The organism is Pseudomonas sp. TMW22090 (assembly GCF_022496665.1).
Lineage (GTDB): Bacteria > Pseudomonadota > Gammaproteobacteria > Pseudomonadales > Pseudomonadaceae > Aquipseudomonas > Aquipseudomonas gregormendelii.
The window spans coordinates 664757-688945 of the sequence record NZ_SCFH01000002.1 but is presented as its reverse complement, the minus strand read 5'-3'; the positions used below and the strand labels follow the sequence as shown (position 1 = coordinate 688945).

The following is a 24189-nucleotide window of genomic DNA, read 5'->3' as shown; positions in this document are numbered from 1 at the left end:
GCTCGATCATGCCCTGAGCATGGGTTGTATTTTCCGCGTCCTGCCACAAAAAGAGCGTGACCCCAAGCGTGGCAGCATTGCGACCGCTGAGGATATTGCTCGCAGCCCCTGTATCTGTCGGTTGCTTGTTCGGTGCGATGGAAAACACCGGGATTGGCCAGTACGCCACCGACTCGCCTGCCGAATGTTTGAAAGCAACACGAGTGTTGATTGCCTTGGTGATTCGCCGGGAGCTCAATGCAGAATCATAATCCTTGGCGTCTCGTGAATAGATCGAAGTGAAGTTGTCGTTCTTTTTTTTAATTTCTCGCCATATCGACGATTGATGCCAGTCGTCCACCGCAATCCCCACCCCCCGAATTTCCAACGCATAAGTCCGCGCTTGCGTGGCTTGCTGCTCGGTGATTTGCGCCATGACTTTTGCTTTATAAGCAGCGAACTCCGCCCTTTCACTGGCCACGGCTTTGCCCCACCAGTGAACGCTGAAGATCACAAGTAAAGGGCCCAGAATGGCAGCGATTCCCCACCGTATGACCGGGTTCATGTCACGTAGTACCACGTTGTTTTCCTCTGCCTTGATGTGGACCATCCAGACGAAGCCGAGCCATAGGATTAGCAGTATTCCGGCGATCCATAGGTAAGGCTTTAGTCCCGGTAAAGTTCGGGTTCGGTGTTGAGAGTCGCTCACAAGGCCACTCCTTTTTTAGCGGTGCCGGCAAGCAGAGCGGGGGGCGTCAGCGATACCAAATCGGAGGGCGGAAATATTCCTTCCTGGTAGTACAGGTGACTGGACTCCACTAGTGCCTGAGCCTCAGCGCTAAGCCGAGACCAACCCGGCAGTTTGGTAACTTCGCTGTATTGCAATTCATCCATCTTCCAATCCGCAATCGCCACCAACACCTCACACATGGCCGGCTCATCAAGGCAGCGGGCCTGGCCAATGGCAATGTCCATCGCCGTCACCCACCTCTGGTTTTCCGGGCTGCGCAAGATCGCTGAGTGGTAGGAGTTGGCGTCCCATGTGCCTTGGTCATGCTCCATGCGCGCCCGGGCTTCTCGCGGAGTTTCCTCGCGCTCGTGACAAGAACTGGAGCTGGAGTTGGAGCGGGCCGGGCCTTTTCGTACCGCGCGAGTATGGTCCTCCTGGTCGGCAGTTAATCCGTTAAAGCGGTCTAACGCCTCCTGCTGCGTAGTGTTCGGGGCGTCATACTCGGCGGGCATTTTTATCCACAAAAATGTCGCGGCGTCTTTGCCCAGTGCAACGCTCTTTCCAACATCATCAGGTTTGTCCAGGCCTGCGGTCGCCGGGCTGCCTTTGATCGCTTCGCCACCGAACATCTGCGGCGCATGCGGCGGGTTCAGGGCCTCGGCATTGATCAGGCGTTCCTGCCCTTCGGCTATCGGCGCTTGCGAGACCATCCCGGTGACCAGGGACGCGCCCGGGTAGCGGTGCTCGCCCGGCGCGCGGATGAATTCAGGTTGTGGTGGCTTGCCCACCGGCACCGGATCCCCATCACGATGACGCCGGGTCCACAGCCGTTGATAAAAGCCCATCGATTGCAGCGCCATCATCGCCGGTCGCCCGTCAGGCGTCGCATCGGGCACTCCGTAGGTGCCAATGCCTTGCACATCGTCCAGGGCCACGGTGGTGTCGTCCGGGCAAAAATACAGGTACACCTTGCCGCGATTGTCGCGCTCGGGAAACACCGTCAGGTTGCCGATTTTGTCTTTGCGGGTGCCTTGAGTCGGCGACCATCGCGGGCCGGTGCGACCGCCATAGGTTTTGCTATCCCTGAGCGCGGCTAACGGTGGCTGGGCATGGGGCGTTTGCGTGACCGCCGTGACGATGCGGATCAACGTGGCGAGTGTGTCATGGTCTTTTGGAGTGACCTTGGGTAACACGCTGTAAGGCGAGTCGACCATGATGAGCGTGTCGGCGCAGCGCTGCCCCTTGTCCACCAACAGGGCCTGCGCCAACAACGCGATCAGGGTGCCTTGGCTATGGCCCATGATGGTGATGGTTTCATCAGGGGATACCCGGCGAATCTCATTGACCAGCATCGCCAGACGGTGGGCGGCCAACACAAAGTACTGCCGTAGCGGCGCATCGGCGAAGAGCAGGTAATTGTTCGGATTCGCGCGTTCGACGGTGGCGGTTTTCCAGTTGGCCTGGAAACCCTCGCCATACATCTGCTCCAGGTTATTGGTGGCATTGACAAAAAAACCACCGCCCTTGGCAAAGTGGCGATCCAGGCGATTGCCCCGGATATCCTGAAACTGGTTGCGCATCCTGAACGGATCACCGGCATCATCGCGCTTGACGTGTTCCGGTGCGGCTCGATAGCCCCAGTAGAAAGGGATCATCAGGCTGCGGGTTTTGGGATCGACCGTGTCGCGCTGATAAAGATAAGTGTCCGGGTCGTCGAGTATTTGTTCTTCTTTATCTTTCCAAGTTTCCCGAGGCGTTTGCTTGGCGTTGTGGTACTTGGCCCCATATCGCCCCGCCTTCAGATCCGGCCGATCCAGGCGCTCGTTAACCCCCTGGCATAACCCGATTTCAACCGATTCATAGGACGCCCCGGGGTCATTGACGCCGTGCAGGAAAATCACCACCCCCGGCAAGTCGGCGGGCACTTCCATGTTCAGCACGGTGTTACAGTTGGGGAGGAGGCGGAACTTGAGTTCCGCTACGCTGTAATAATCCTCGCTGCTCATTGGCCGGCCCCTTTCGAGCCGCTGGCACGCATCGCTTCTCTGGCGGTTACACACTTGAGCAGGCGCCGATTTCGCAGCGCACATATCGTTGTCAGGTCCATTAACGTTTACTCCGGCGAAAGCTCCTGGAGAGTTCCTAAAAGCATCTGCGAAACCGGTCGGGGCATAAGACCGCGAGTCGCAAATGAGCAATGCGGCTGGACGTTAGCGTGCACGGATCGGCGGGCACAATCGTAGCGACGTGGTGGCTCTGTATGGTTTTTTGCAGCTTGGAGGGCAGAAGCGGCGTGAATACGGGGCCGAGCCCGGAAATCGGGACTTTGCCCAACCCTGCAATTTCAGAATCGTCCTACAGCCGACTTCCCCCTATCCAAGGCACCCACCTGCCGAGAAGCCAGGTAAACCTTATTCAGCACGAGACACCAACGCCCCCGTAGGAGCTGTCGAGTGAAACGAGGCTGCGATCTTTTTCCTGCAGACAAAAAAATCCCGCGGGAGGGCGGGCAAATCCTAGTTTCCTGAATGAGCGAAGCCAGTGTGCCGTCTGGCGCCGTGCAGTGCGTTGAAGACAAATTCATCCGCACTGCACACTGCCCATCAACGTCAGAAGTCGTACTTGAAGCTGGTCATCACATTGCGTGGCGCACCATAGTTCGCCGAGAGCGCGGGGGAGCTGTAGTAGGCGCGATCAAACACGTTGTTGAGATTCACCGAAGCCGTCAGGTTACGGCTGATCTCATAACGCGCGAGCAGATTGGTGATCGCGTAGCTGCCCTGGCTAAAGGTGTGCAGGTCGTTGCCGGTTTTGCTCTGCCAGTTGACGCCGCCACCCAAGGTCAGCTTCTCCAGCGCGCCCGGCAGGCGGTAGCTGGTGAACGTCTTGACGCTGTTGCGCGGCATCATCGTGCTGATACGGCTGTCGTCCGCATCGGTAGTCACCGAGTAGGCGTACCCCGCCGATGCCTGCCAGCCTTCGGCCAGTTCACCGTTCAGCTCCAGTTCGATGCCCTTGGAGGTGGTGTCCTGCTCGGCGGAGTAGACGTTGTCGTGTTGCCAGATCGCCAGGTTGTCCTGTTCCAGTTTGAACAGCGCAACGCTGGAATTGAGCTTGCCGTCCAGGTGCGTGCCTTTAAGGCCGATCTCGTAGCCCTTGCCTTCCATCGGGTCCAGCGGCTTGTTGTCCTCGTTGGTCACCCATGAGGCTTGCGGGCTGAAGATGCTGGTGTAGCTGGCGTACACCGACCAGGTATCGTTGAGGTCGTAAACCACCCCGGCGTAAGGGATGAACACGCCATTTTCTTCCCGATTGACTTCGGTTTCCGGCGCGCCATACGGGCGGTCCGAAGTGTCGCGTTTCCAGTTGATGAGACGGCTGCCGAGGATCAGGCTCAGGTCATCGGTCACACTGAACCGCGAAGTCAGGTAGGCCGCGTACTGCGACTCGTCGATGGACGATTTGCCGCTTTCGACGAAGTCGGGTTTGGCGGAGTTGCCGTCCCAGGTGTACAGGTTGTCGATCGCGCCTGCGGCAGAGGAGGCGTAGTCGTATTGCCAGCCGCCCCAGCCCGGGACGTTTTCCTTGTACTTGGACAGGGTCATGCCGCCGATCAATTCATGCTCGCGCCCGAACAATCCAAACGGGCCGGTCACGTACAGGTCGAGGTTGTCCTGCCGTGGCGTACCGGAGAAGCGCACCGGCAATTGCGAGGTGCCGCTGCCGTCCTTGTTCAAATCACCCATGACATAGTTGAAGGCTTCGTCGAATTTGTTTTCGGCGTAGGTGTACTCGATCTTGCCGCTCCAGCCGTTGGCGAATTGCTGTTCGATGGAGGTGAAGAACGTGGTCTGCTCGTGATCGTTATAGGACCAGTCCGGCGCGCCGTTGATCGAGCGCTTGAGGTCGGTGCGTTCGCCGGTGCTGAAGCGCGATGGCAAGCCCGTGCGCAATGGCGAGTCGACGTCGGTGCGCTGGTAGCTGAAGCCCATGGTCAGCAGGGTGTCTTCACTCAGGTCGAATTCGCTGATGCCGTAGAGCAGTTGCGATTGCAGGTTGAAGCGGTCGATCCAGGCATCCTGGGTCTTGTAGTCGGCCACCAGGCGACCGCGCACGTTGCCGCTTTCAGTCAGCGGGCCGGCCACGTCGAAGCCGCTGCCGTAGCGATCCCAGGTACCCGCCTCACCGGTGATGCTGGCCTGAGCCTGGGCCGTGGGGCGTTTGCGGATCAGGTTGATCGTCGCCGAGGGGTTGCCCATGCCGCTGATCAAACCGGTGGCGCCGCGGATGATCTCGACGCGGTCGTACATCGCCATGCTCTGGGTGTAATTGTCCAGGCGGGTGTTGGTGGGCACGCCGTCGATCTCGTAGTTCTGGATGACGAAGCCGCGCGAGTAGTAGGTGTCTGTCTCTGCACCGACGCCGTCTCGAATCACGGTGATGCCGGGTGTGGCGTCCATCGCATCGGTCAGGGTGGTCAGGTTCTGATCGTCCAGGCGCTGGCGCGTCATCACCGTGAGCGACTGCGGCGTTTCCCGCGGGGTCAGGTTGAGCCGGGTCGAGCTGCTGGACGAGTAGGTGGTGTACAGCCCGCTGCCTTCAGTAGTGGAGCCCGGCGCCTTGCCGGAAATCGACACCGCGCCCAGTTGCAACGCCTCTTCCGAACGGGCCACCAGGGTGTAGTTGCCGCTGGCGTTGCGGCTGGCTTCCAGGCCGCTGCCGGCGAGCAACATGGCCAGGCCTTGGTCCACATCGTAGCGACCTTGCAGCCCCTGAGTGGTCTGGCCCTCCGTCAATGGCGCGGGGTAGGACAGCAGGATGTGGGCGCTCTGGCCGAAGCGAGTGAGCGCCGGGGCCAACGGGCCTGCCGGAATATCAAATGCCTGCTGCGCCTGTTCGGCAGCTTCGGCCCAGCTCGGCGCGATCAGTAACGGCGCGGCTGCTGCCATGCAGGCAACGCCCTGAACCACGGCGCAGGCCAGTTTGTGCTTGAGAGAAAAGTGCCAGACCCGGCCGTTGCATGCAGTGAAATCCACGAGTGATACCCCAATGAAAATAAGTGTCTGGGGTTTAAGTCTCGCGAGATTCGAAAACGGACCACCCAAGCGCAAAAAAAATGTCTCAGGCCTGCCGGGGCTGCAACGTGACCCAGTAGCGGGTGAATTGCCGGACGTCGAGCTGCAGGGTATCGGCGACGGCGAAAATGATGCGCTCGGTGTTCGCCAGGGGAAAGGTTCCCGATACCGGCACGTTGGCCAGCCTCGGATCACACGTCAGGTGCCCGCGTCGATAGCGGCCCAGCTCAGCCAGAAACTCCTGCAACGGCTGCGCTTGAGCCACCAGCATGCCCTGGCTCCAGGCGGGGGCCGTCAGCGCAGCGACGCGTCGGGTAATGGCCCCTTCTGCGTTGAAGCTCAACTGCTCGCCAGCCTCCAACGTCATTGCCAATTGGCGCTGGGCCATCGGGTTGATCACCAGCGAGCCTTGATAAACGCTGACCTGCGTCACCCCCGCGCGCTGCCTCACGCTGAAGCGAGCCAACGCCACATCAATACGTCCTTCAGCGGTTGTCACCGACAACGGGCGACCGTCGGCAATCTTGTCCCGGGTGATCAATATCTCGCCGCGTAACAGCTTGATGCGCCGCGCCTCGCGCTCGAAGGCCACATTGATCGCACTGTCGGTATTGAGCTCAACCTCGGTGTTGTCTGCGAGTACGTGACGTTGCTGTTCGCCGACCTGGCTGTGGTAATCCGCCGTCAGGTCTTGCAGCACTGCGGTGTCCTTCATGCTCCAGGCGCCAGCACCGGCTGCCAACACCAGGCCAAGCTGCTTGAGCGCTGTGCGTCGAGACAGGGTGGGTCGCAAGGCGGCATGAGCCAAGGGGCGCTGGTTTGGCGAGCGCATCTCGCTCATGCGCTGCGCGAGCGCTTCGGCTCGCTGCCAGGCGCGCTCGTGCAGGGGATGGGCCTGGCGCCAGCTCATGCAGGCCACCAGGGTTTCCGCGCTGACGCCAGGCTCCTGCAGTTCCAGCTGCCAGTGCATGGCCTGTTCGGCGATATCGCCAGTGATGGCCGGGCTCACGTCGGGTCCAGGCTGCTATCGAGCATGATGCACAGCGCCCCGGCCTTGACGATGTAACGCTTGACCGTGGTGATCGACACCGCGAGCCGCTGGGCGATATCGGCGTGACTCAACCCATCCACCTGCGACCACAAAAAAGCCTCGCGCACCGGTCGCTCCAGGGATTCAAGTGCAGCATCCAGGGCAATCAAGGTCTCCAGCAAAATCGCCTGGGTCTCCAGGCTCGGCGCAGTCAGCTCGGGCATCGCGGCCAGCGCTTCCAGGTAAGCGCGTTCGAGCTTTTGCCGACGGTAGTGATTGGACAAAACACTCTGCGCCACCTTCGCCAGAAACGTGCGCGGCGCATGCAACTCTGGCACCTGCTCCTTGGCCAGCAGGCGCATAAAGGTGTCCTGCGCCAGGTCTGCGGCGCTTTGTGAGCAATCAAGCCGGCGCCGCAGCCAGTTCTGCAGCCAGCTGTGCTGTTGTTGGTACAGCGTGGCCAGGTCGCAGAAGGTGGTTTGAGGGGGGGATGACATGAGGTGGAGGCGCCGGATGAGTAAATATCACAAATGATAATACTTATCATATAGATCGACCGGGTGTGGTGGCAAGTGACGGTGAGAGGCGAGGCTGGCGTCCGTTTTTTTAAAACGTATAATTGGCATAATGTCACGTATCCGATACATTTAACTGTAAATGTCTCGGATACTGAACATGGACCATGCGCTTATTATTGACCGCCTAAGCAAACAAATACGTGAGAAACGTACTAGTCGGGGCCTGACTCAGGCGGATCTCGCAGATCTTGCTGGATTGACGCGGCAGAAAGTCATCGCTGTCGAAAAGGGGACGTTGTCTGTGAGCATGATTGCGTATGCGCGGGTGCTCGGGGCGCTGGATTGCGAGTTTTCGGTGATTCCGGCGCGGATGCCGACGCTGGATGAACTGGGGGATCTGTTTTGAAAAGCATGGCATCACTCAATGTCAGTACGCCGGAAGGTAACAGCGGGCGTATTTTCACCAGCGCCGGAGACTTCATCTTCCGCTATGACGAGCGTGCGCAACCTGGCACGTCGATCAGCCTGTCGATGCCCGTACGCGCCGAGGAGTTTCGTCGACGAGACCTGCATCCTGTTTTCCAGATGAACTTGCCTGAAGGGTTCGTCCTTGAATATTTGCGCAATAGACTGGCCAAAACGGTAAACCTCGACCCAATGTTGCTTCTCGCACTGTCGGGTAGCAGTTCGCCGATAGGCCGAGTCAGAATGCAGTCGCAAGCAGTGGATGCATTGCTCGGCGAGCAGAAATTTAACGGGGAAAAGCTGGAAGAGATCCTGACATGGGACGGTACTGCGGATATTTTTGCTGACCTGCTGGATCGGTATGTCCTGCGCGCGGGTATTTCGGGGGTTCAGCCCAAAGTGCTGGTCCCTGAAAAACAGGAGACTGGATTGCCGCGTGTGACTTCGAAAACTTCAGACTTGATCATCAAGAGTGGTAGAGATGAGTTTCCAGGTCTGGCGATCAACGAATTTCTTTGCATGTCGATCGCCGAAGAAGCAGGTATCACGGTTCCTCCGTTTTATCTCTCCGATAATGCCAAGCTATTCGTCATGCGCCGATTTGATCGGGACTCGCAGCTCAATCCGCTCGGGTTCGAGGATATGGCTTCGCTGATGGGACTGTCGGCTAATCAGAAATACAGTAAGAGCTATGCAGCAGTCGCTAAGGCAATCCGCTTGTTTTGCCCGACCGCGAACGTGGGACCTTCCCTTGAGCAACTGTTCGACATCGTCGCTCTAAGCTGTATCGTCGGCAATGGTGATGCGCATTTGAAGAATTTTGGCCTGCTCTATTCTGAGCCTACTCAGCGGGACGCTCGGCTGGCGCCTGCGTACGACATCGTCAATACGACTGCCTATATCCCAGAAGACGTGTTGGCGTTGGATTTGGCGGGCAACAAATCGATGTTTGCTTCACGCCAGGGGCTGTTGGAGTTTGCGCCAGTTTGCGAAGTCGAACGTCCCAGAGAGCGGATCGAGCGGCTACTCGCTGCGGTGGAAGGCGTGCTTGGACGATATCCGCAGCATCGGGAGCGTGCGCCGCGAGTGGTGCAGGCGATTGAGAGAGCAGCGGTGCCTTTTGCGCGGACTTTTGGGTAGAAAGCAGGAGGTGCAATGCTTACTCAGCATTTTTTCTTATAGCCTGTGCTTCAAAGTGAGCATAAGACTCAAACCCCAGATGTGAACGAGCCCCATGAAAGATAAGACACCCTTTCCCCCTCCTGATAAGTGATAGGCAAACGGTTGTGTTTATGACTGACAGCAACGATAAAAGTGGGGAGCTTTTGGGGCAGGAGCGGCGGCGCCGCTGGAGCCTGGCTAAGGGTGCCTATTGGTCAGGTAGATAGCGGGGGTGCGGGACGCAGGGGCGTAACAACCATAATCGCAATGGAGGTTAGCGGTGAGAGTTGAAGTTCTGCAAAACGGTGGTGAGACGGAGGCTTTCGCGTCATAGATTATCCTTTCGCAAACCAGTTACTGAATGGAAACTCTGCACGCAGGTATTCGTTTTCGCGCCACATTTGCCGTAAAAAGCTGACGATACCAAGCCCGTACGAGCGCCATTGATTTCACACGAAATCATTTTTGCAGCAATGCATCTTTAACAGAAAAAAGAAGGCCCAAACGTAATCCCAACTAAGCCAGATCCAGGGCGATCAGGCGCGATTGGGATTAATGCTTGCGTGGTTTAACTACTAAATCAATGTCTGCCCTTCCTGAGCGCGCCAGGGACTGATGCATGCTTGCAAAGATCTGTTACGAAGCAAACCGTCTGTTAGCCCGCACGCCGAGAAGCGCTCCAGGCGTCGTCTTGTGGATTGCATGATTCAGTCCAAGGCTGTCAGTGGTTGCAGGGGAGGAACGCTCGCGATACCCTTTCGCCGTCGCTGCAAACTCAGCGACCGGGTGTGGAAACCCGAGTAATTCAAGGCGCAACAGCGCTCCCATCATGTCTGCAGGTGTTTTTTACCTGCGGCGTGAGTTATGGCGGCTGTGCGTGGGACGTCTTCGGGCGTGCCGGTTTCCTTGATTACCGGTTTTCCACCCTGCGCACAGCTGTCACCCATTCGTGTGGAAACGAACGTGGCAGCTCCTCATATCAAGGAGTTGGATAATGCGCAGAATTAAACCGTACGAAGTTTGGCTTCCCCCTCTTCGCAGTTCCCAGTGGCGTAACGCCCCACCACCCACCCTCGGCCACTGCATCTCCCTCTCCGGAGGTGGCAAATGACCGACAATCCCGAACTCAAAACCATCGGCTTCACCCCCGCGATCTACCTCGGTAATCAAGCGATGTTCCACGTCATTGGTGGTGTGCCCATTACCGATGCGTTATCGATGGCTTCGGATTTTCTTTGCCTTGCCAAGTCGCTGACTGAGGATGCGGCTTATGCGAAGGACAATGGGCGGCATGCTTGGGCTGCGCATTACCTGGTGGCTATGGGTAAGGCGCTGGTTGATGATTCGGTGAAGGTTTTGATGCGGGAGCGGGGGAATTCTGGGGGTTAGTCAAAGGTGGGCTTGCGATGGTGCCGGGTCATTTGGATTTGTTGTGGATGATCTGGCGCTTTCGCGGGCAAGCCCGCTCCCACAGGAGGTGATGTTCGGGGGGTGGGCTTTTGTTCTCTGATTAGCAATTGATGTGGAGTGAGGCAGGGTGTCTTGGTGGTCGTGGGGATTGGCGTGGCTGCTCGAATCTTCAGGCTCGGGATACCAACGGGACACCAAAGCGCCTGGAATTCAAAAAGCATCTGTGGAAGCCAATGGCCTGAAACCCATAATTGCACTGAATCCCAGACACAAAAAAAGACGTCCATGGACGTCTTTTTTCGTTGATTTGGTGGAGCCGGGGGGATTTGAACCCCCGTCCGCCAGTACTCCGCTGTCGGTACTACATGCGTAGCCGTTTCTATTAAGTTAACCCTCAGCGACCCGAAGGGCAGGGTGCTTTGGGCGAGTTGTGTAAGTTTTAGCCGCTTCGTCCACAACGTACTGCACGGCGATTCTGTTCTATATGACAATCACTTCGGGTTTACAGACATCCCCTAGTGATTGCTGGGCCCGAAGGCACCAGAAGCTCAGGGCTAAGACTGCTTACGCAGCGAGAGCGAATTCCTGGCCGTAGTTTTCGTCATTGGCAACTATAAGTAGTTGCAACAGTGGATTTACGAGTTCTGTTACCAACTCGGCATGCACCTAAAGTTTCGCGACCGGCGTCGAATCCTAAACGGCCCCGAACTCATTGCTCGTGAATCTGGTGAGCAACAAGCCTGTATAGTGTACGGCAAACCAACCCGGAAGGCCAACCCGAAGGTTCACCTTCCGGGCAAGGGGTCATTTATTGGTGCCGCTGCTGGCGTTCTGGATGTCCTGGATAGTCTGGGTGGTCTCAGCGATGCACTTCTCGGTGCCTTCCTTGGTGTTCATGGCCTGGTGCGCCTTGGCTTGCTGGACGCTGGCCTCGACACGGGTCTGGATTTCCGGCGCCTGGATCTGCGACTTGGCATTGGCGATGGTCTGCAGGTTCACTGCGCACAGGTCTTCAGTGGCGGCGAAAGAGGTGGAGGCCATCATGGAAGCAGTAACGAACAGACCTAACAGTACAGAACGTTTCATGTGTATCTCCTTGAACTGAGGCGCCGGGCTTGGCCGGCGTCAGGACGGGCTGCCGAGTTTGGGTAAAACCCGGCAGGGCCGGGTTACTTGGTTGACTACAGCCAGGCGCAAGGGTTCTATTTTTTCTTCAGGTCGCTCGCGCTCGGGTGACGCGGTCCACGAGGTAGACCAGCCCGTGGTAGTCGATTCCACCGTGCTGGCTGAGGCCGATTTCACAGGTGCGGCTGGTGGATATGCCTTCGCTGCAGTGCTGCACGGCGTCCTTGAGCGAGCGCAGCGAGTGCGCATTCAGTTCCGGGGTGGTGAAGCCTTTGTCGCCGGCAAAACCGCAGCAGTGAATGCCTTCCGGAATGACCACGTTGGTGCTGCATTTGCGCGCCAGGTCGATCAGCGCCTGGCTCTCGCCCAGGTGCTGGGTGCTGCAGGTGACGTGGACGGCGATGGGCGCTTGCTGCGGGGTGAAGTCGAGGCGATCCATCAGGTGGGTGCGGATGAATCGAACCGGGTCGTACAGGTCCAGGCGCACTTCGCCCAGGTCCTGGACCAGGCGCAAGGTGCAGGGGCTGGTGTCGCAGTAGATCGGGTCGAGCCCGCCGCGGCTGGCGTGCAACAGTGCGCCGATGAGTTCCTGGCGCTTGTGTTCGGCCTGCTCGGCATAACCCTTGGAGGCGAAAGGTTGCCCGCAGCAGAGGCTGTCCAGGTTGTCCGGAAAGACCACCTGGTAGCCGGCCTTTTCCAGCAGGCCGCGGGTTTTGTCGTACAGCGACATTTGCTCGTTATCACCGGCTGCCGGGCCCATGACGCGCGACACGCAGGCGGCCAGATAGACCACCCGGGGGCGGTCGTCCGAGAGGGGCGGGCTGAAGCGAATGGCTTTTTCCGGCTGTGGCATGGCGTTGGTCCACTGCGGGACCTGGCCTTTGGATAATTTGCTGAGTGCCGCGGACACTTTCGCCAGTCGCGGCGCACCCAGGAGCATCCGGGCGCCGTTGGCCACGTGCAGGGTGAAGCGCGCGCCTTGCAGGGCGGTGGCGAAATTGCCTTCCAGCCAGTCGGCGGTTTTCTTACTGGTTGCCTTGCGGCTGCGCAGCTTTTTCACCAGTTCGCCGGTATTGATGCCTACCGGGCAGCGCTGTGCGCACAGCCCGGTGGCGGCGCAGGTGTCGATGCCTTGGTATTCGTAAGCGGCTTCCAGTTCGGTGGTGTCGACGCCGGCGCGTTTTTTCGCCTGGATATCGCGCCAGATCACGATGCGCTGGCGCGGGCTCAGGGTCAGTCCCTTGGACGGGCAGACGGGTTCGCAAAAGCCGCACTCGATGCACTTGTCCACAATCTCGTCGGCGGCGGGCAAGGGCTTGAGGTGCTTGAGATGGATCTGCGGGTCTTCGCTGAGTACCACGTCTGGGTTGAGGATGCCGGCGGGATCGAGCAGGCGCTTGAGCTGCCACATCAACTGGTAGGCATCGCTGCCCCATTCCAGTTCAACGAAGGGCGCCATGTTGCGGCCGGTGCCGTGTTCGGCCTTGAGCGAACCGCCAAATTCCACGGCGACCAGTTGCGCCACGTCGTCCATGAACGCCTGGTAGCGCGCGACTTCTTCCGGGTTGTTGAAGCCTTGGGTGAAGACGAAGTGCAGGTTGCCTTCCAGGGCGTGGCCGAACAGGATCGCTTCGTCGTAATGATGTTTGTCGAACAGCTCGATCAGGCGGTTTACGCCGATGGCCAGCTGTTCCACCGGGAAGGTCACGTCTTCGATGATGACCGTGGTGCCGGTTTTACGAACGGCGCCGACGGCGGGGAAGGTGTCCTTGCGGATCGCCCAGAGTCGGGCGTTCTCGACCGGGTCTTCAGTGAAGTCGACTTGTTTTTCCACGGGGAAGGAAGTCAACGACGCCATGATCCGCGCCAGTTGTTCCTGCAGCAAACTCGATGACGCGGCGCGGGATTCGATCAGCAGGGCGCAGGCGTTGTTCGACAGCTGCTGCACGAAAGCCGGCATGCCGGGTTTGTCCTGGACCGAGCGCAGGCTGCGGCGGTCGAGCAGTTCCACGGCGGACACCGGCTGGCTTTTCAGCACGCTGACCGCGTTGCAGCAGGTTTCAACGTCCGGGAAGACAATCAGCGCCGAGGCCTTGTTGGGGTGGTCGATCACGGTGTCGTAGGTCACGGCGCTGATAAAGCCCAGCGTGCCTTCGGAGCCCACCAGCAGGTGGCTCAAGATATCCACAGGCTCGTCGAAATCCACCAGGGCGTTGAGTGACAGGCCGGTGGTGTTTTTCAGGCGGTATTTGTGGCGAATTTTTGCCGCGAGTTCAGTATTGGCGCGGGTTTCACGGCCCAATGTGGCCAGGCGCTCCAGCAGGGCGGCGTGGCTCTGGCGGAATGCCGCGACACTGGCCGCGTCTTCGGTGTCGAGGCGGCTGCCGTCAGCCAGCACCAGGCGGATGCCGGCCAGGGTGTGGTAGGTGTTTTGCGCAGTGCCGCAGCACATGCCGCTGGCGTTGTTGGCGACGATGCCGCCGATTTTGCAGGCGTTGATCGACGCGGGGTCCGGGCCGATCTTGCGTCCGAACGGCGCCAGCCAGGCGTTGGCCTGTGCGCCGATCACGCCCGGTTGCAGGCGGATTTGTGTGCCCTGGCCGCGAATCTCGCGGCCGTTCCAGTTATCCCCAAGCACGATCAGCACCGAGTCGCTGATGGCCTGGCCGGAGAGGCTGGTGCCCGCCGCACGGAAGGTCACCGAAACCTGGTCCCGTTGCGCCAGCTTCAGCAGTGCCACCACTTCGTCTTCGGACTCGACCCGAATCACCAGCTGGGGAATCAGCCGGTAGAAGCTGGCGTCGGTACCGAAGGCCAGCGTCGACAGCGGGTCGTCGAAGCGCCGCTCCTGGGGGATCAGTTGCTGCGCGTCTCGCAGGAAAGCCGCCGGTAAAGTCATTGGTCCTCCAGAATCAAAACCACCAGGTCCTTCGGACCGTGGGCGCCGTAGGCCAGCACTTGTTCGATGTCAGCGGTCTTGGAAGGGCCGGACACCAGCAAGGCGTTGGTCGGCATGCCTTGGGCCCACTCGAATTCCTGTTGCACCTGATAGAAATTGTCGCGGATTTCGCTCGCCTTGAGCAGGGCGAAATGCACCGGCGGCACCAGGCTCATCAAGCGCGGCTCTTCCCGCGTTGGCCAGAGGATCAGGCTGCCGGTGGCGGCGATGGCACCCAGGGTGGTGGTCAGGCTGGCCGGCGTGTCGTGGAACAGCTCGGCTTTCCATTCCTCGATCGGGCGATTGTAGGATTTGAGTGTTGGCAGCTGCGGATTGTTCGCCCAATGCTGAGTGACGCGTTGGCCGTGTGCAGTGGTCGGGGCGATCAGCAAGCTGGGTAGCTGGCGATCCTTGACCAGTTGCGCGAGCAGTGCCGGCCACTGTTCATCGCACGTCAGGTGGATCTCGGTGTGCACCGCTTCCATCAGCTTGCGCAGTTGCGGGATGCGTTGTTCGGGCGCGTAGGTGTAGGGCGCTGTCAGCAGTTCGACGTCGAAGTCGTCAGGCACCGGTGTGGTTCCCGTCAGACTGTTGCGTAACTTGCCGAGGATATTCTGCTTGGCACTCATCAACGATCTCCCTGTCTGGCCAGATGTTCGCGGGCCAGGTCGTGCAATGAACGGGCAGCCGGCTTTGGCGCGCTGTGGTTTTGTGTCCACGGGCCCAGGCGGGTCGGTGTGAGGGCGCGCAGGCGGGTGGCGAAGAAGCCGAACAGGCGATAGAGCGTCGGTGAACTGTTGAGCCTGGCCCAGGCATTCCAGATGAAGCGTTCCTTGCGCGAATACTTGCTGCCTTGGCCGCGCATGACCGGGTTCGGGCTGTCGGGGGCCTTGACGTTCTCTTCCCGCAGGCGCCGCAGCAACGCGGGGATAGGAATTTTGACCGGGCAGACTTCACCGCATGCACCGCACAGCGACGATGCGCTGGGGTGGTCCGGAACCTTCGCCAGGCCCACCATGTGCGGGGTGATGATTTTGCCGATCGGCCCTGGGTACACTTCACCATAGGCGTGGCCGCCGACTCGGGTGTAGACCGGGCAATGATTCATGCAGGCGCCGCAGCGGATGCAGTTGAGGGTCTGGCGCAGTTCGCTGTCGGCGAAAGCCTGGCTGCGACCGTTGTCCAGCAGCACCAGGTGCACTTCCTGCGGGCCGTCGAGTTCATGTTCCTGGCGCGGGCCGGAGATCATGTTGACGTAGGTGGTGATCGGCTGGCCGAGGGCGGAACGGGTCAGCAGCGACAGCAGCGGCACCACGTCGCGCAGGTTCTCGACCACTTTTTCGATACCGGTGACGGCAATGTGCACCGGCGGCACCGTGGTGGTCATGCGCCCGTTGCCTTCGTTTTCCACCAGCAGCAGGGTGCCGGTTTCGGCCACGGCGAAGTTGACACCGGAGACGCCGATGTCTGCTTCGAAGAATTTCTGCCGCAGGACTTTGCGACCGATCTGAATGAGTTGGTCAACGTCCTTGGTGTACTCCACGCCAAGTTTGTCGTGGAACAAGGACGCGACCTGACCGGCATTCTTGTGGATTGCCGGCATAATGATGTGTGAAGGCTTCTCGTGGTCGAGCTGGACGATGTACTCGCCCATGTCCGATTCCAGGCATTCAATGCCCCGATCAGCAAGGAAATGATTCATCTCCATTTCTTCGCTGACCATCGATTTGCCCTTGATCACTTGCCGCCCCTCGTGAGCGCGGATGATCGAGAGGACGATGCCATTGGCCTCGTCCACCGTTTCCGCCCAGTGCACTGTCACACCGTTGCGGGTCAGGTTCTGTTCAAGCTGCTCGAGCAGGTCGGGCAGCTTGGATAAAGCACGGGCGCGGACGGCATTGCCGAGCGCTCGCAGATGTTCCCTTTCGTGGGCATCGCTGAAAGACGCTGCCCTTTTTGTCATCAGTGAATCCATCGCCGTGCGAAAGTTGTTTCGCAACTGCGGGTCACCCAGTGCCTTGTGGGCTCGGGTGCGAAAATCTTCTTCTACGGCAACCGTAGGAATAAGCGCGGAAGCGTTCATTGAACACCTCCGGTTCGCTGCCAGAGGAAACTGGCCAGGTGTTGGCCGCGCAACGCTTCCTTCTGTTTCTCCAGCGAGCCGTTGATGTTCATCAGGCAACCGCAATCGGCACTCAGTACCTGGTGCGCGCCCGACTCCTTCAGCGACCGGGTCTTGTCAGCCACCATCGCGCCGGAAATGTCTGGCATACGGACGCTGAAAGTCCCACCGAAGCCACAGCATTCGCTCTCGTGGCTGTGCTCGACTCGCTCCACGTTGCTCAGTTGCGACAACAACTCGCGACCGTGCAGGTGGGTGTTCATCTCACGACGCGCCGAACACGAGGTGTGCAGCGCCACTTTTACCGGCTCGCCGCTGTCCTTGAGCTGCACCTTGCAGACAAACAGCAGGAACTCAGCCAGTTCATACGTCCGGGCCGCCAATGCCTGAACCTGTTTCAGCGTTTGCGGCTCGTCCTTGAACAAGTCGGCATAGTGTTCGCGCAACATCCCGGCACAGGATCCCGACGGCACCACCACCGGGTAATCTGCGGCGAACAGCGCCAGTTGCGAGCGCGCGACGGTCCTTGCCTGCTCGGTGTAACCCGAGGTGTAGGCCGGTTGTCCGCAGCAGCTCTGCCCCTGCGGGAACTCGACCCGAATGCCTTCGCGTTCCAGCAAGTGGATCGCATCCATCCCGGCTTCGGGATAGAACAGATCCACCACGCAAGTCCCGAACAGGTAGACCCGTGACGGTTTCTCGCTGGGGTATTGCCGAGGCTCAGGCAGTGGCGGGGCCACGCGGGTGGCGTTCGGCACGGCGTTGTAAAAAAGCTCGCTCATCAGGCGTGTCTCCGGGTGGGCCCGGTTATCCGTCCGCTGAGGCTGCTGAATATAGAGAGGGAAGCTTTCAGCAGCCTTACAGACCGGGTTGTGAATAGCTGACGCCGGAGTCGTGGTCCGGCGTCGGTTTTTTCGATGCTGCTTACAGGTCTTAGTGCACCAGCATGCCGGTGAGCCAGTAGGCCTGGATGTAGGTGATCAGGCCGACGATCGTTGCAAAGAACAGGCTGTGCTTGAGGGTGAAGCGGAACAGATCCGACTCCTTGCCCACCAGGCCGGTCGCGGCGCAGGCCACGGCGATCGATTGCGGCGAGATCATCTTGCCGGTCACGCCGCCGCTGGTGTTTGCCGCTACCAGCAGCACATCACTGACGCCGATCTGGTGCGCGGTGGTCGCTTGCAACGAACTGAACAGCGCGTTGGACGATGTGTCGGAACCGGTCAGGAACACGCCCAGCCAGCCGAGGAACGGCGAGAAGAACGGGAAGGCCGCGCCGGTGCCTGCCAATACCAGCGCCATGGTCGAAGACATGCCCGAGTAGTTGGTGACGAAGGCAAAGGCCAGCACCATACCGATGGACAGAATCGGCCAACGCAGTTCGTAGAAGGTCTCTTTCAAAGTGGTAAGACCAGTTTTGAAGTTGATCTTCAGTACCAGCATCGAGATCAGCGCGGAGAAGAAAATCGCCGTGCCGGTGGCGGAAATCGGGTCGAGCTTGAACACCGCTGGAATGGCGGTTGGCGCAGTCACGATGGGTGCGACTTTAATCACCATCTGATCCAGGTGCGGAATCGCGAAGTTGAATACCCAGCTGTACATCGAGCCGCCGGCGGCAAACATTGCCTTGAACGGTTTGAGGGTCCAGATGGTGACCAGCACGGTGAGAATCAGGAACGGCGACCAGGCTTTGATGATTTCGAACAGGCTGTAAGGGGATGCCACGCTGGTGCGCGGTTGGCCGAAACCGCCAGCGCTGGCGGTCACCACCGAGGCCGAGACGGCACCGGCGATGTGTTGGCCGGCGGCGCGTTTTGGCTGCCAGACTTTCAGGAACAGCGTCAGGGAAATCAGGCTGGCCAGGGCCGAGGTGATGTCCGGCAGCTCAGGACCGATGAAGTTCGACGTGAAGTATTGAGTGATGGCAAAGCTCAAACCGGCGACCAGCGCAGCAGGCCAGGTTTCACGAACGCCGCGCAGGCCGTCCATCATGAACACCAGCCAGAACGGCACGAACAGCGACAGCAGCGGCAGTTGGCGACCGGTCATGGCGCCGATCTTGAACGCGTCGATGCCGGTCACTTGCCCGGCCACGATGATCGGAATCCCCAAGGCGCCGAAGGCCACTGGCGCGGTGTTGGCGATCAGGCACAGGCCCGCGGCGTACAGTGGGTTGAAGCCGAGTCCTACCAGCAATGCGGCGGTAATCGCTACCGGCGCACCGAAACCGGCAGCACCTTCCAGGAACGCACCGAAGCAGAAACCGATCAGCAGAACCTGCAAGCGCTGGTCGTCGGTGATCGACAACACCGAGCTGCGGATGACCTCGAACTGACCACTCTTGACCGTCAGTTTGTAGAGGAACACAGCGGCGACAATGATCCACGCAATCGGCCACAGACCGTAGGCGAAGCCATAGCCTGCGGCGGCGAACGCCATGTCGACGGGCATCTGGAAAGCGAAGATGGCGACGGCGATGGACAACGCCAGCGTGATACTGCCGGCCACGTGCCCTTTGAGGCGGAACACCGCCAGCGCCAGGAAGAAAAACACGATGGGGATAACGGCGGCGAGCGCGGAGAAGCCAAGGCTGCCGAGCGGGGTATAGAGCTGTTGCCAGGTTTGCATATGGGGTGGCCCCTAATTGTTGTTGGTCAGGCACTGGTCAGCGTTCTTGGATAATTGGTAATACCAATTTACAATCGCTGTTGGCTAGGGTAAAAGCCTTCTGGGGGGTGTGTCAATTTGCCTCCCGCAAACTTTCGTCTTAGGTGCGCCGGGCGGATCGATTTTTTGTTCGACTTAACAGTGTCTGGCAGGTGCCTGCGCAGCGCCGATAGGCCAGAATAGAGAGCCCGGCGAGTGGTCGGGATCGTGGAGAAATGAGTCATGGGGTTTGATCAGATTCGGCAGCGCCGTTTGTCTGACGATATTGTCGAGCAGCTCGAGGGGATGATTCTCGAGGGCACGCTCAAGGCCGGTGAGCGCTTGCCTGCCGAGCGTGCGCTGGCCGAGCAGTTCGGCGTTTCGCGGCCGTCGTTACGCGAAGCGATCCAGAAACTGGCGGCCAAGGGCTTGCTGGTCAGTCGTCAGGGCGGTGGCAACTATGTGGTCGAATCCCTGGGCACGACGTTCAGCGATCCGTTGCTGCATCTGCTGGAAAGCAATCCCGAGGCCCAGCGCGATTTGCTCGAGTTTCGTCACACACTGGAAGCTTCATGCGCCTATTACGCGGCGCTGCGCGCTACCGATGTGGATCGCGAGCGACTGACTGCGGCATTCAATCAGCTGCAGGACTGCTACACGCGACACGATGAAATCAGTCGCGCGGAGGAGGGCGCCGCGGATGCGAAATTTCACCTGGCGATTGCCGAAGCCAGCCACAACGCCGTGTTGTTGCACACGATTCGCGGGCTGTTTGATCTGCTCAAGCGCAATGTCGTGACTAACATCGGCGGGATGTACAAGCAGCGCACGGAAACCCGCGACATGCTGATCACTCAGCATCGGGAGCTGTACCTGGCGATTATCGAGGGGCGTGCCGAGCAGGCGCGAGAAGTGTCCAGCAGGCATATCCTGTATGTGCAGGAGGTGCTGGAGGAGGTGCGTCAGGAAGTGCAGCGCGTGGCTCGGGCGGAGCGGCGCAAGGGAATGTAGTCAGTAAGATTTGCAGGGTTTTCGAGATTGCATTCGCGGGCAAGCCCGCTCCCACAGTGGTTTTGTGTCGTTCACAAATCCAGTGTGGGAGCGGGCTTGCCCGCGAAAGCGGATTCAAGCAAAAAGAAAATTAATCTTCCTTGCCCTTGTTCCGCACCGCACGCTGCAGCTCACGACCGGCGTCGCGCTCGCGTTCGGTGTCGCGCTTGTCGTATTCCTTCTTGCCCTTGCCCAGAGCGATCTCGCACTTGACCATGTGCTTGCTCCAGTACCAGGACAGGCATACGCAGGCGTAACCCTTCTGTTGCACGGCGGCGGCCAGCTTTTCCAGCTCGCGCCGATTGAGCAGCAACTTGCGCGTGCGGGTCGGGTCAGCAATGACGTGGGTGCTTGCGGTCATCAGTGGCGTGATATGGCTGCCAAGCAGCCAGGCTTCGCCATCCTTGAGCAGTACATAACTGTCAACCAGTTGTAGCTTGCTCGCCCGCAAACTCTTTACTTCCCAGCCGGCCAGGACCAGACCAGCCTCGAACCGATGTTCGATGAAGTAATCGTGTCGCGCCTTTTTATTTTGCGCGATGGTCCCTGTGGGGTGTTTCTTCTGTTTAGCCATAGGGGCGGCATTATAGGGAGTTGCAAGCGAGTCGGCTACGGTATCGCTACGTGCTTGAGCAGGTTGATTGAATCCCGGACAATGCGCGCTCTTTTTTGAACGCTTGGGCGTGATAACGATGTCGACAGACAAGGTTTCTGTCCACGGCAGTTGGGCTAGCCGCTGGGTCTTCATACTCGCCGCGACCGGTTCGGCCGTGGGCCTGGGTAGTATCTGGAAATTCCCCTACATGGTCGGCGTCTATGGCGGCGGCGCCTTTGTGCTGATGTTCCTGGCCTGCATCGCGCTGATCGGGGTGCCGGTCATGCTGGCCGAAACCCTGATCGGCCGCCGTGCACGGCAAAGCCCGGCGAATGCCTTGAAGGTGCTGGCCGTCGAGGCCGGGCATTCGGGCAAGTGGTCCTGGGGGGCCTTCGCCGGCATGATCACGGCGTTGCTGATCCTGTCTTTCTACAGTGTGGTGGGCGGCTGGTCGCTGGATTACATCATCGACATGGGGCGTGGCGATTTCCAGGGCGCGACACCTGATCAGGTCGGCGCGTATTTCGGTAATGTCATTGCCGACCCCTGGCGCCTGACACTTTGGCACACAATATTCATGCTGCTGTCGGCCGTGGTGATCGCCAAGGGCGTCGTCGCCGGGCTCGAGCGCAGCCTGCGGATCATGATGCCACTGCTGTTCGTGATGATCCTGGTGTTGCTGGGTTACAGCATGACCACGGGCCATTTCATGGAAGGCGTGCATTTCATGTTCGACTTCCATCCGGAAAAAGTCCTTGATGGCCTGCTGCCCGCCATGGGCCATGCGTTCTTCTCCCTCAGTGTCGGCGTTGGTTCGATCATGATCTACGGCGCCTATATGCCGAAGGATTCGTCGATTTCCGGCACGGTTGTCGGCGTGGCGCTGCTGGATACCTTCGTGTCCCTGGTCGCCGGACTGGCCCTGTTCCCGATCGTGTTCGCGGCCGGCCTGAACCCGAGCGAAGGTCCAGGGCTGATGTTTGTCAGCCTGCCTTTCGCCTTCGGTAACGTAGCCTTCGGCCAACTGATGGGCGTAGTGTTCTTCGTGCTGGTGGCCGTTGCGGCCTGGAGTTCGGCGATTTCCCTGCTCGAACCGATGGTGGCCTACCTGGTTGAACGCACCAAGGTCAGCCGCGCCTGGGTCACGTTCTGGCTGGCGTTCACCTGCTGGTTCGTGGGGCTGGGCACGGTGTTTTCCTTCAATATCTGGAAGCAAGCCAAGTTTTTCGTGAACGAAGGCGGGATGTTTCACCTCTATCAATGGGGTGCGGCCGGGGGATTGGACTTCTTCGGCGTGATCGATTTCTTCACCTCGCGAATCATGTTGCCCCTTGGCGGGTTATGTTTCGTGGTGTTTGCAGGCTGGGTGATGGGCCGTGAAGCGGTGCGCGACGAATTGTCGATCCGCCGCCCGGCACTGTTCGCCCTGTCCCTGTTTTTGATGCGCTATGTGGCGCCCATCGGCATTCTTGTAGTGTTTGCCGCCCAGCTGTGGAAGTGACGCTGACATGACGACACATATTCAACGTTCGGCCCTGCTGCCCTATCCGGCACAAGCGCTGTATGACCTGGTGAACGACGTGGCTCGCTATCCGGAATTTTTGCCCTGGTGTTCGTCTGCCGAGGTCCTGGAAAGTTCTGCCGAGCATATGCGCGCCAGTGTCGGCGTGGCGAAGGGTGGCCTCAGCCAGCATTTCGTGACGCGCAATACGCTGGTGCCCGGCCAGTCCATCGAGATGAACCTGGAAGAAGGTCCGTTCAATCAGCTGCATGGCGTCTGGGTGTTCAAGGCGTTGGGCGAGAAGGCCTGCAAGATCAGCCTCGATCTGTCGTTTGATTACGCCGGCCCGATCGTTCGCGCGACCCTGGGGCCGCTGTTCAACCAGGCCGCCAATACCCTGGTGGATGCGTTCTGCCAGCGTGCCAAGCAAATGCATGGTTGAGGTCATGATCGACGTTGAGGTGGTGTACGCCGCCGTTGATCGCCAGCTGTTGTTGGCGGTGAGCGTGCCACCGGGGCTGACCGTGCGCGAGGTTGTGCGGCGCTCCGGGGTTGGCGAGACGTTTCCCGAGCTTAATCTTGACGAGTGCCCGCTTGGGATCTTCGGCAAGGTGGTGGCCGATCCGCAAAGCCGGCTGGCCCAGGCCGGTGACCGGATCGAGATTTACCGGCCATTGCTGGCGGACCCCAAGGAGGTTCGGCGGCTGCGCGCAGCAAAAGCGGCTGAAGCCAGGGCGCGAAATCAGTAATAGCTGAACCGCAGACAATAAAAAACCCGGCATGCCGGGTTTTTTAATGCGTCGCAAATTATTGCGGCGAAGTGTCCAGGGGCTCTGGAGTCGGGACCGGAACGGTTTCTACGCCGTCCACGTCCTTCTGGATCTGGTCCAGCAACGAGCCTGGCTTGACCGGTTTTTCCGGTTTCGGCTTCTCGACGTTCTCTGCAGGTGCGGTCACATTAGTGCCGCCATCCTGGCCGAGAATGGCTTCGTCACGGCTGACCCCCGGCATGAAATCACCGGAAAGGCTGACAAGCTGGTCATTTGGGTTGAAGATAACGCTAATGCGTTCCTGTTGGCGTTCACCGCCACCGGGTTGCAGGCTGTACAGGTAATCCCAGCGATCGGCATGGAACGTGTCAGTCAGCAGGGGGTTGCCCATGATAAACCGTACTTGCCGACGGGTCATTCCCGGGCGTAACTGGTCTATCATGTCCTGCGTGACGACATTGCCCTGCTGGATGTCGATTTTGTAAACCCCGGGGAATGAACAACCGGCGAGTGCGAGCAGTCCCACAAAGGTGAAACTGGTTAGCAAGAGCTTGGTGTTTTGCATCGGTGGGCGACTTCCACTATCTTGGCTGGGACAACGTAAACGCCGATCATACCCGCATTAAGAGAAGCTGCGAAGCAGCATCGCGAGAAAGCTGACCATGGTTGAAAATAGCGAACTACGCAAAGCCGGCCTCAAAGTGACCCTTCCGCGGGTCAAAATTCTGCAAATGCTCGATTCCGCCGAGCAACGCCACATGAGTGCCGAGGACGTCTACAAGGCGCTGATGGAGGCTGGTGAGGACGTCGGTCTGGCCACGGTTTACCGTGTACTGACCCAGTTCGAGGCAGCTGGCCTTGTGGTGCGGCACAACTTCGACGGAGGCCATGCGGTCTTCGAGCTGGACGACGGTAAGCATCACGACCATATGGTCGACGTCGAAACCAGCGAAGTGATCGAATTCTTCGACGAAGAAATCGAGCGTCTGCAGAAAGCCATCGTCGACAAGTATGGCTTTGAGATGGTTGATCACAATCTTGTGCTGTACGTACGCAAGAAAAAGTAAGCATGTC

Annotated in this window: 21 protein-coding genes and 1 other RNA gene; 8 read left to right on the top strand and 14 right to left on the bottom strand. The window is 59.4% G+C overall.

The features are described 5' to 3' along the window. From EQV97_RS09260 to EQV97_RS09240, 5 genes are all read right to left on the bottom strand, one after another. A partial coding sequence (locus tag EQV97_RS09260) for a DUF2875 family protein (RefSeq protein WP_240888849.1) occupies window positions 1-688 on the bottom strand: 688 nt, incomplete at its 3' end. After that, entirely contained in the window at window positions 685-2715 is a 2031-nt protein-coding gene (locus EQV97_RS09255) for a DUF3274 domain-containing protein (protein ID WP_240888848.1), read from the bottom strand. The genes EQV97_RS09255 and EQV97_RS09260, both read right to left, overlap by 4 nt. Window positions 2716-3318: 603 nt before the next feature. Further along, entirely contained in the window at window positions 3319-5658 is a 2340-nt protein-coding gene (locus tag EQV97_RS09250; protein ID WP_240888856.1) for a TonB-dependent receptor, read from the bottom strand. 172 nt (window positions 5659-5830) lie between these two features. Further along, window positions 5831-6793 carry a FecR family protein gene (locus EQV97_RS09245; protein WP_240888847.1) on the bottom strand — a complete coding sequence of 321 codons (963 nt, stop codon included), beginning with the start codon at window positions 6791-6793 and terminating at the stop codon, window positions 5831-5833. Then, complete coding sequence (locus EQV97_RS09240; RefSeq protein ID WP_122837438.1) at window positions 6790-7311, bottom strand: sigma-70 family RNA polymerase sigma factor; 522 nt, start codon at window positions 7309-7311, stop codon at window positions 6790-6792. Before EQV97_RS09240 ends, EQV97_RS09245 begins: the two co-directional genes overlap by 4 nt. Before the next feature lie 178 nt (window positions 7312-7489). Here EQV97_RS09240 and EQV97_RS09235 point away from each other — a divergent pair, with 178 nt between their 5' ends. From EQV97_RS09235 to EQV97_RS09225, 3 genes are all read left to right on the top strand, one after another. After that, window positions 7490-7738 carry a helix-turn-helix domain-containing protein gene (locus tag EQV97_RS09235; RefSeq protein ID WP_122837439.1) on the top strand — a complete coding sequence of 83 codons (249 nt, stop codon included), beginning with the start codon at window positions 7490-7492 and terminating at the stop codon, window positions 7736-7738. 5 nt (window positions 7739-7743) lie between these two features. After that, window positions 7744-8937, top strand: a complete 1194-nt coding sequence (locus tag EQV97_RS09230) for a type II toxin-antitoxin system HipA family toxin (RefSeq protein ID WP_240888855.1) — start codon at window positions 7744-7746, stop codon at window positions 8935-8937. A 1128-nt stretch (window positions 8938-10065) separates the two neighbouring features. After that, window positions 10066-10347 (top strand): DUF3077 domain-containing protein, encoded by a 282-nt coding sequence (locus EQV97_RS09225; protein ID WP_122837441.1) that lies wholly within the window; start codon window positions 10066-10068, stop codon window positions 10345-10347. 329 nt (window positions 10348-10676) lie between these two features. Here EQV97_RS09225 and ssrA read toward each other — a convergent pair. The 7 genes from ssrA to EQV97_RS09190 form a co-directional block, all read right to left on the bottom strand. After that, window positions 10677-11073: a transfer-messenger RNA gene (ssrA, locus tag EQV97_RS09220) on the bottom strand. A 99-nt stretch (window positions 11074-11172) separates the two neighbouring features. Further along, entirely contained in the window at window positions 11173-11454 is a 282-nt protein-coding gene (locus EQV97_RS09215; RefSeq protein WP_122837448.1) for a hypothetical protein, read from the bottom strand. 127 nt (window positions 11455-11581) lie between these two features. After that, complete coding sequence (locus EQV97_RS09210; RefSeq protein ID WP_240888846.1) at window positions 11582-14392, bottom strand: FAD-binding and (Fe-S)-binding domain-containing protein; 2811 nt, start codon at window positions 14390-14392, stop codon at window positions 11582-11584. Beyond that, the gene (locus EQV97_RS09205) at window positions 14389-15060 is read right to left on the bottom strand and encodes a lactate utilization protein (RefSeq protein ID WP_225570520.1); all 672 of its coding nucleotides are present in this window, start codon (window positions 15058-15060) and stop codon (window positions 14389-14391) included. The genes EQV97_RS09210 and EQV97_RS09205 overlap by 4 nt, the downstream gene beginning before the upstream one ends. After that, window positions 15060-16514 (bottom strand): LutB/LldF family L-lactate oxidation iron-sulfur protein, encoded by a 1455-nt coding sequence (locus EQV97_RS09200; protein ID WP_240888845.1) that lies wholly within the window; start codon window positions 16512-16514, stop codon window positions 15060-15062. Before EQV97_RS09200 ends, EQV97_RS09205 begins: the two co-directional genes overlap by 1 nt. Continuing rightward, complete coding sequence (locus EQV97_RS09195) at window positions 16511-17335, bottom strand: (Fe-S)-binding protein (RefSeq protein WP_240888844.1); 825 nt, start codon at window positions 17333-17335, stop codon at window positions 16511-16513. The genes EQV97_RS09200 and EQV97_RS09195 overlap by 4 nt, the downstream gene beginning before the upstream one ends. A gap of 151 nt (window positions 17336-17486) precedes the next feature. Next, window positions 17487-19181 (bottom strand): lactate permease LctP family transporter, encoded by a 1695-nt coding sequence (locus tag EQV97_RS09190; protein ID WP_225570523.1) that lies wholly within the window; start codon window positions 19179-19181, stop codon window positions 17487-17489. A 261-nt stretch (window positions 19182-19442) separates the two neighbouring features. Between EQV97_RS09190 and EQV97_RS09185 the strand changes: the two genes are divergently transcribed. Beyond that, window positions 19443-20210, top strand: coding sequence for a GntR family transcriptional regulator (locus EQV97_RS09185; protein WP_122837454.1), 768 nt, complete (start codon window positions 19443-19445; stop codon window positions 20208-20210). Between the two features lie 130 nt (window positions 20211-20340). Here the strand turns inward: EQV97_RS09185 and smpB are convergent, their stop codons facing one another. Beyond that, window positions 20341-20823, bottom strand: a complete 483-nt coding sequence (smpB, locus tag EQV97_RS09180) for an SsrA-binding protein SmpB (protein WP_028623113.1) — start codon at window positions 20821-20823, stop codon at window positions 20341-20343. A gap of 118 nt (window positions 20824-20941) precedes the next feature. Here smpB and EQV97_RS09175 point away from each other — a divergent pair, with 118 nt between their 5' ends. The 3 genes from EQV97_RS09175 to EQV97_RS09165 are packed head-to-tail and all read left to right on the top strand — an operon-like array spanning window position 20942 to window position 23094. After that, on the top strand, window positions 20942-22345 hold the full coding sequence (locus tag EQV97_RS09175; protein ID WP_240888843.1) for a sodium-dependent transporter: 1404 nt from the start codon (window positions 20942-20944) through the stop codon (window positions 22343-22345). A 7-nt stretch (window positions 22346-22352) separates the two neighbouring features. Beyond that, complete coding sequence (locus tag EQV97_RS09170; protein ID WP_045060059.1) at window positions 22353-22787, top strand: type II toxin-antitoxin system RatA family toxin; 435 nt, start codon at window positions 22353-22355, stop codon at window positions 22785-22787. After that, window positions 22780-23094, top strand: coding sequence for an RnfH family protein (locus tag EQV97_RS09165; protein WP_122837456.1), 315 nt, complete (start codon window positions 22780-22782; stop codon window positions 23092-23094). Before EQV97_RS09170 ends, EQV97_RS09165 begins: the two co-directional genes overlap by 8 nt. Before the next feature lie 58 nt (window positions 23095-23152). On the opposite strand, the gene EQV97_RS09160 is transcribed toward EQV97_RS09165, so the two are convergent. Continuing rightward, window positions 23153-23680 (bottom strand): outer membrane protein assembly factor BamE, encoded by a 528-nt coding sequence (locus tag EQV97_RS09160; RefSeq protein WP_045060057.1) that lies wholly within the window; start codon window positions 23678-23680, stop codon window positions 23153-23155. Window positions 23681-23777: 97 nt separating this feature from the next. Here EQV97_RS09160 and fur point away from each other — a divergent pair, with 97 nt between their 5' ends. Beyond that, window positions 23778-24182 carry a ferric iron uptake transcriptional regulator gene (fur, locus tag EQV97_RS09155; protein WP_045060056.1) on the top strand — a complete coding sequence of 135 codons (405 nt, stop codon included), beginning with the start codon at window positions 23778-23780 and terminating at the stop codon, window positions 24180-24182. Window positions 24183-24189: the final 7 nt, after the last annotated feature.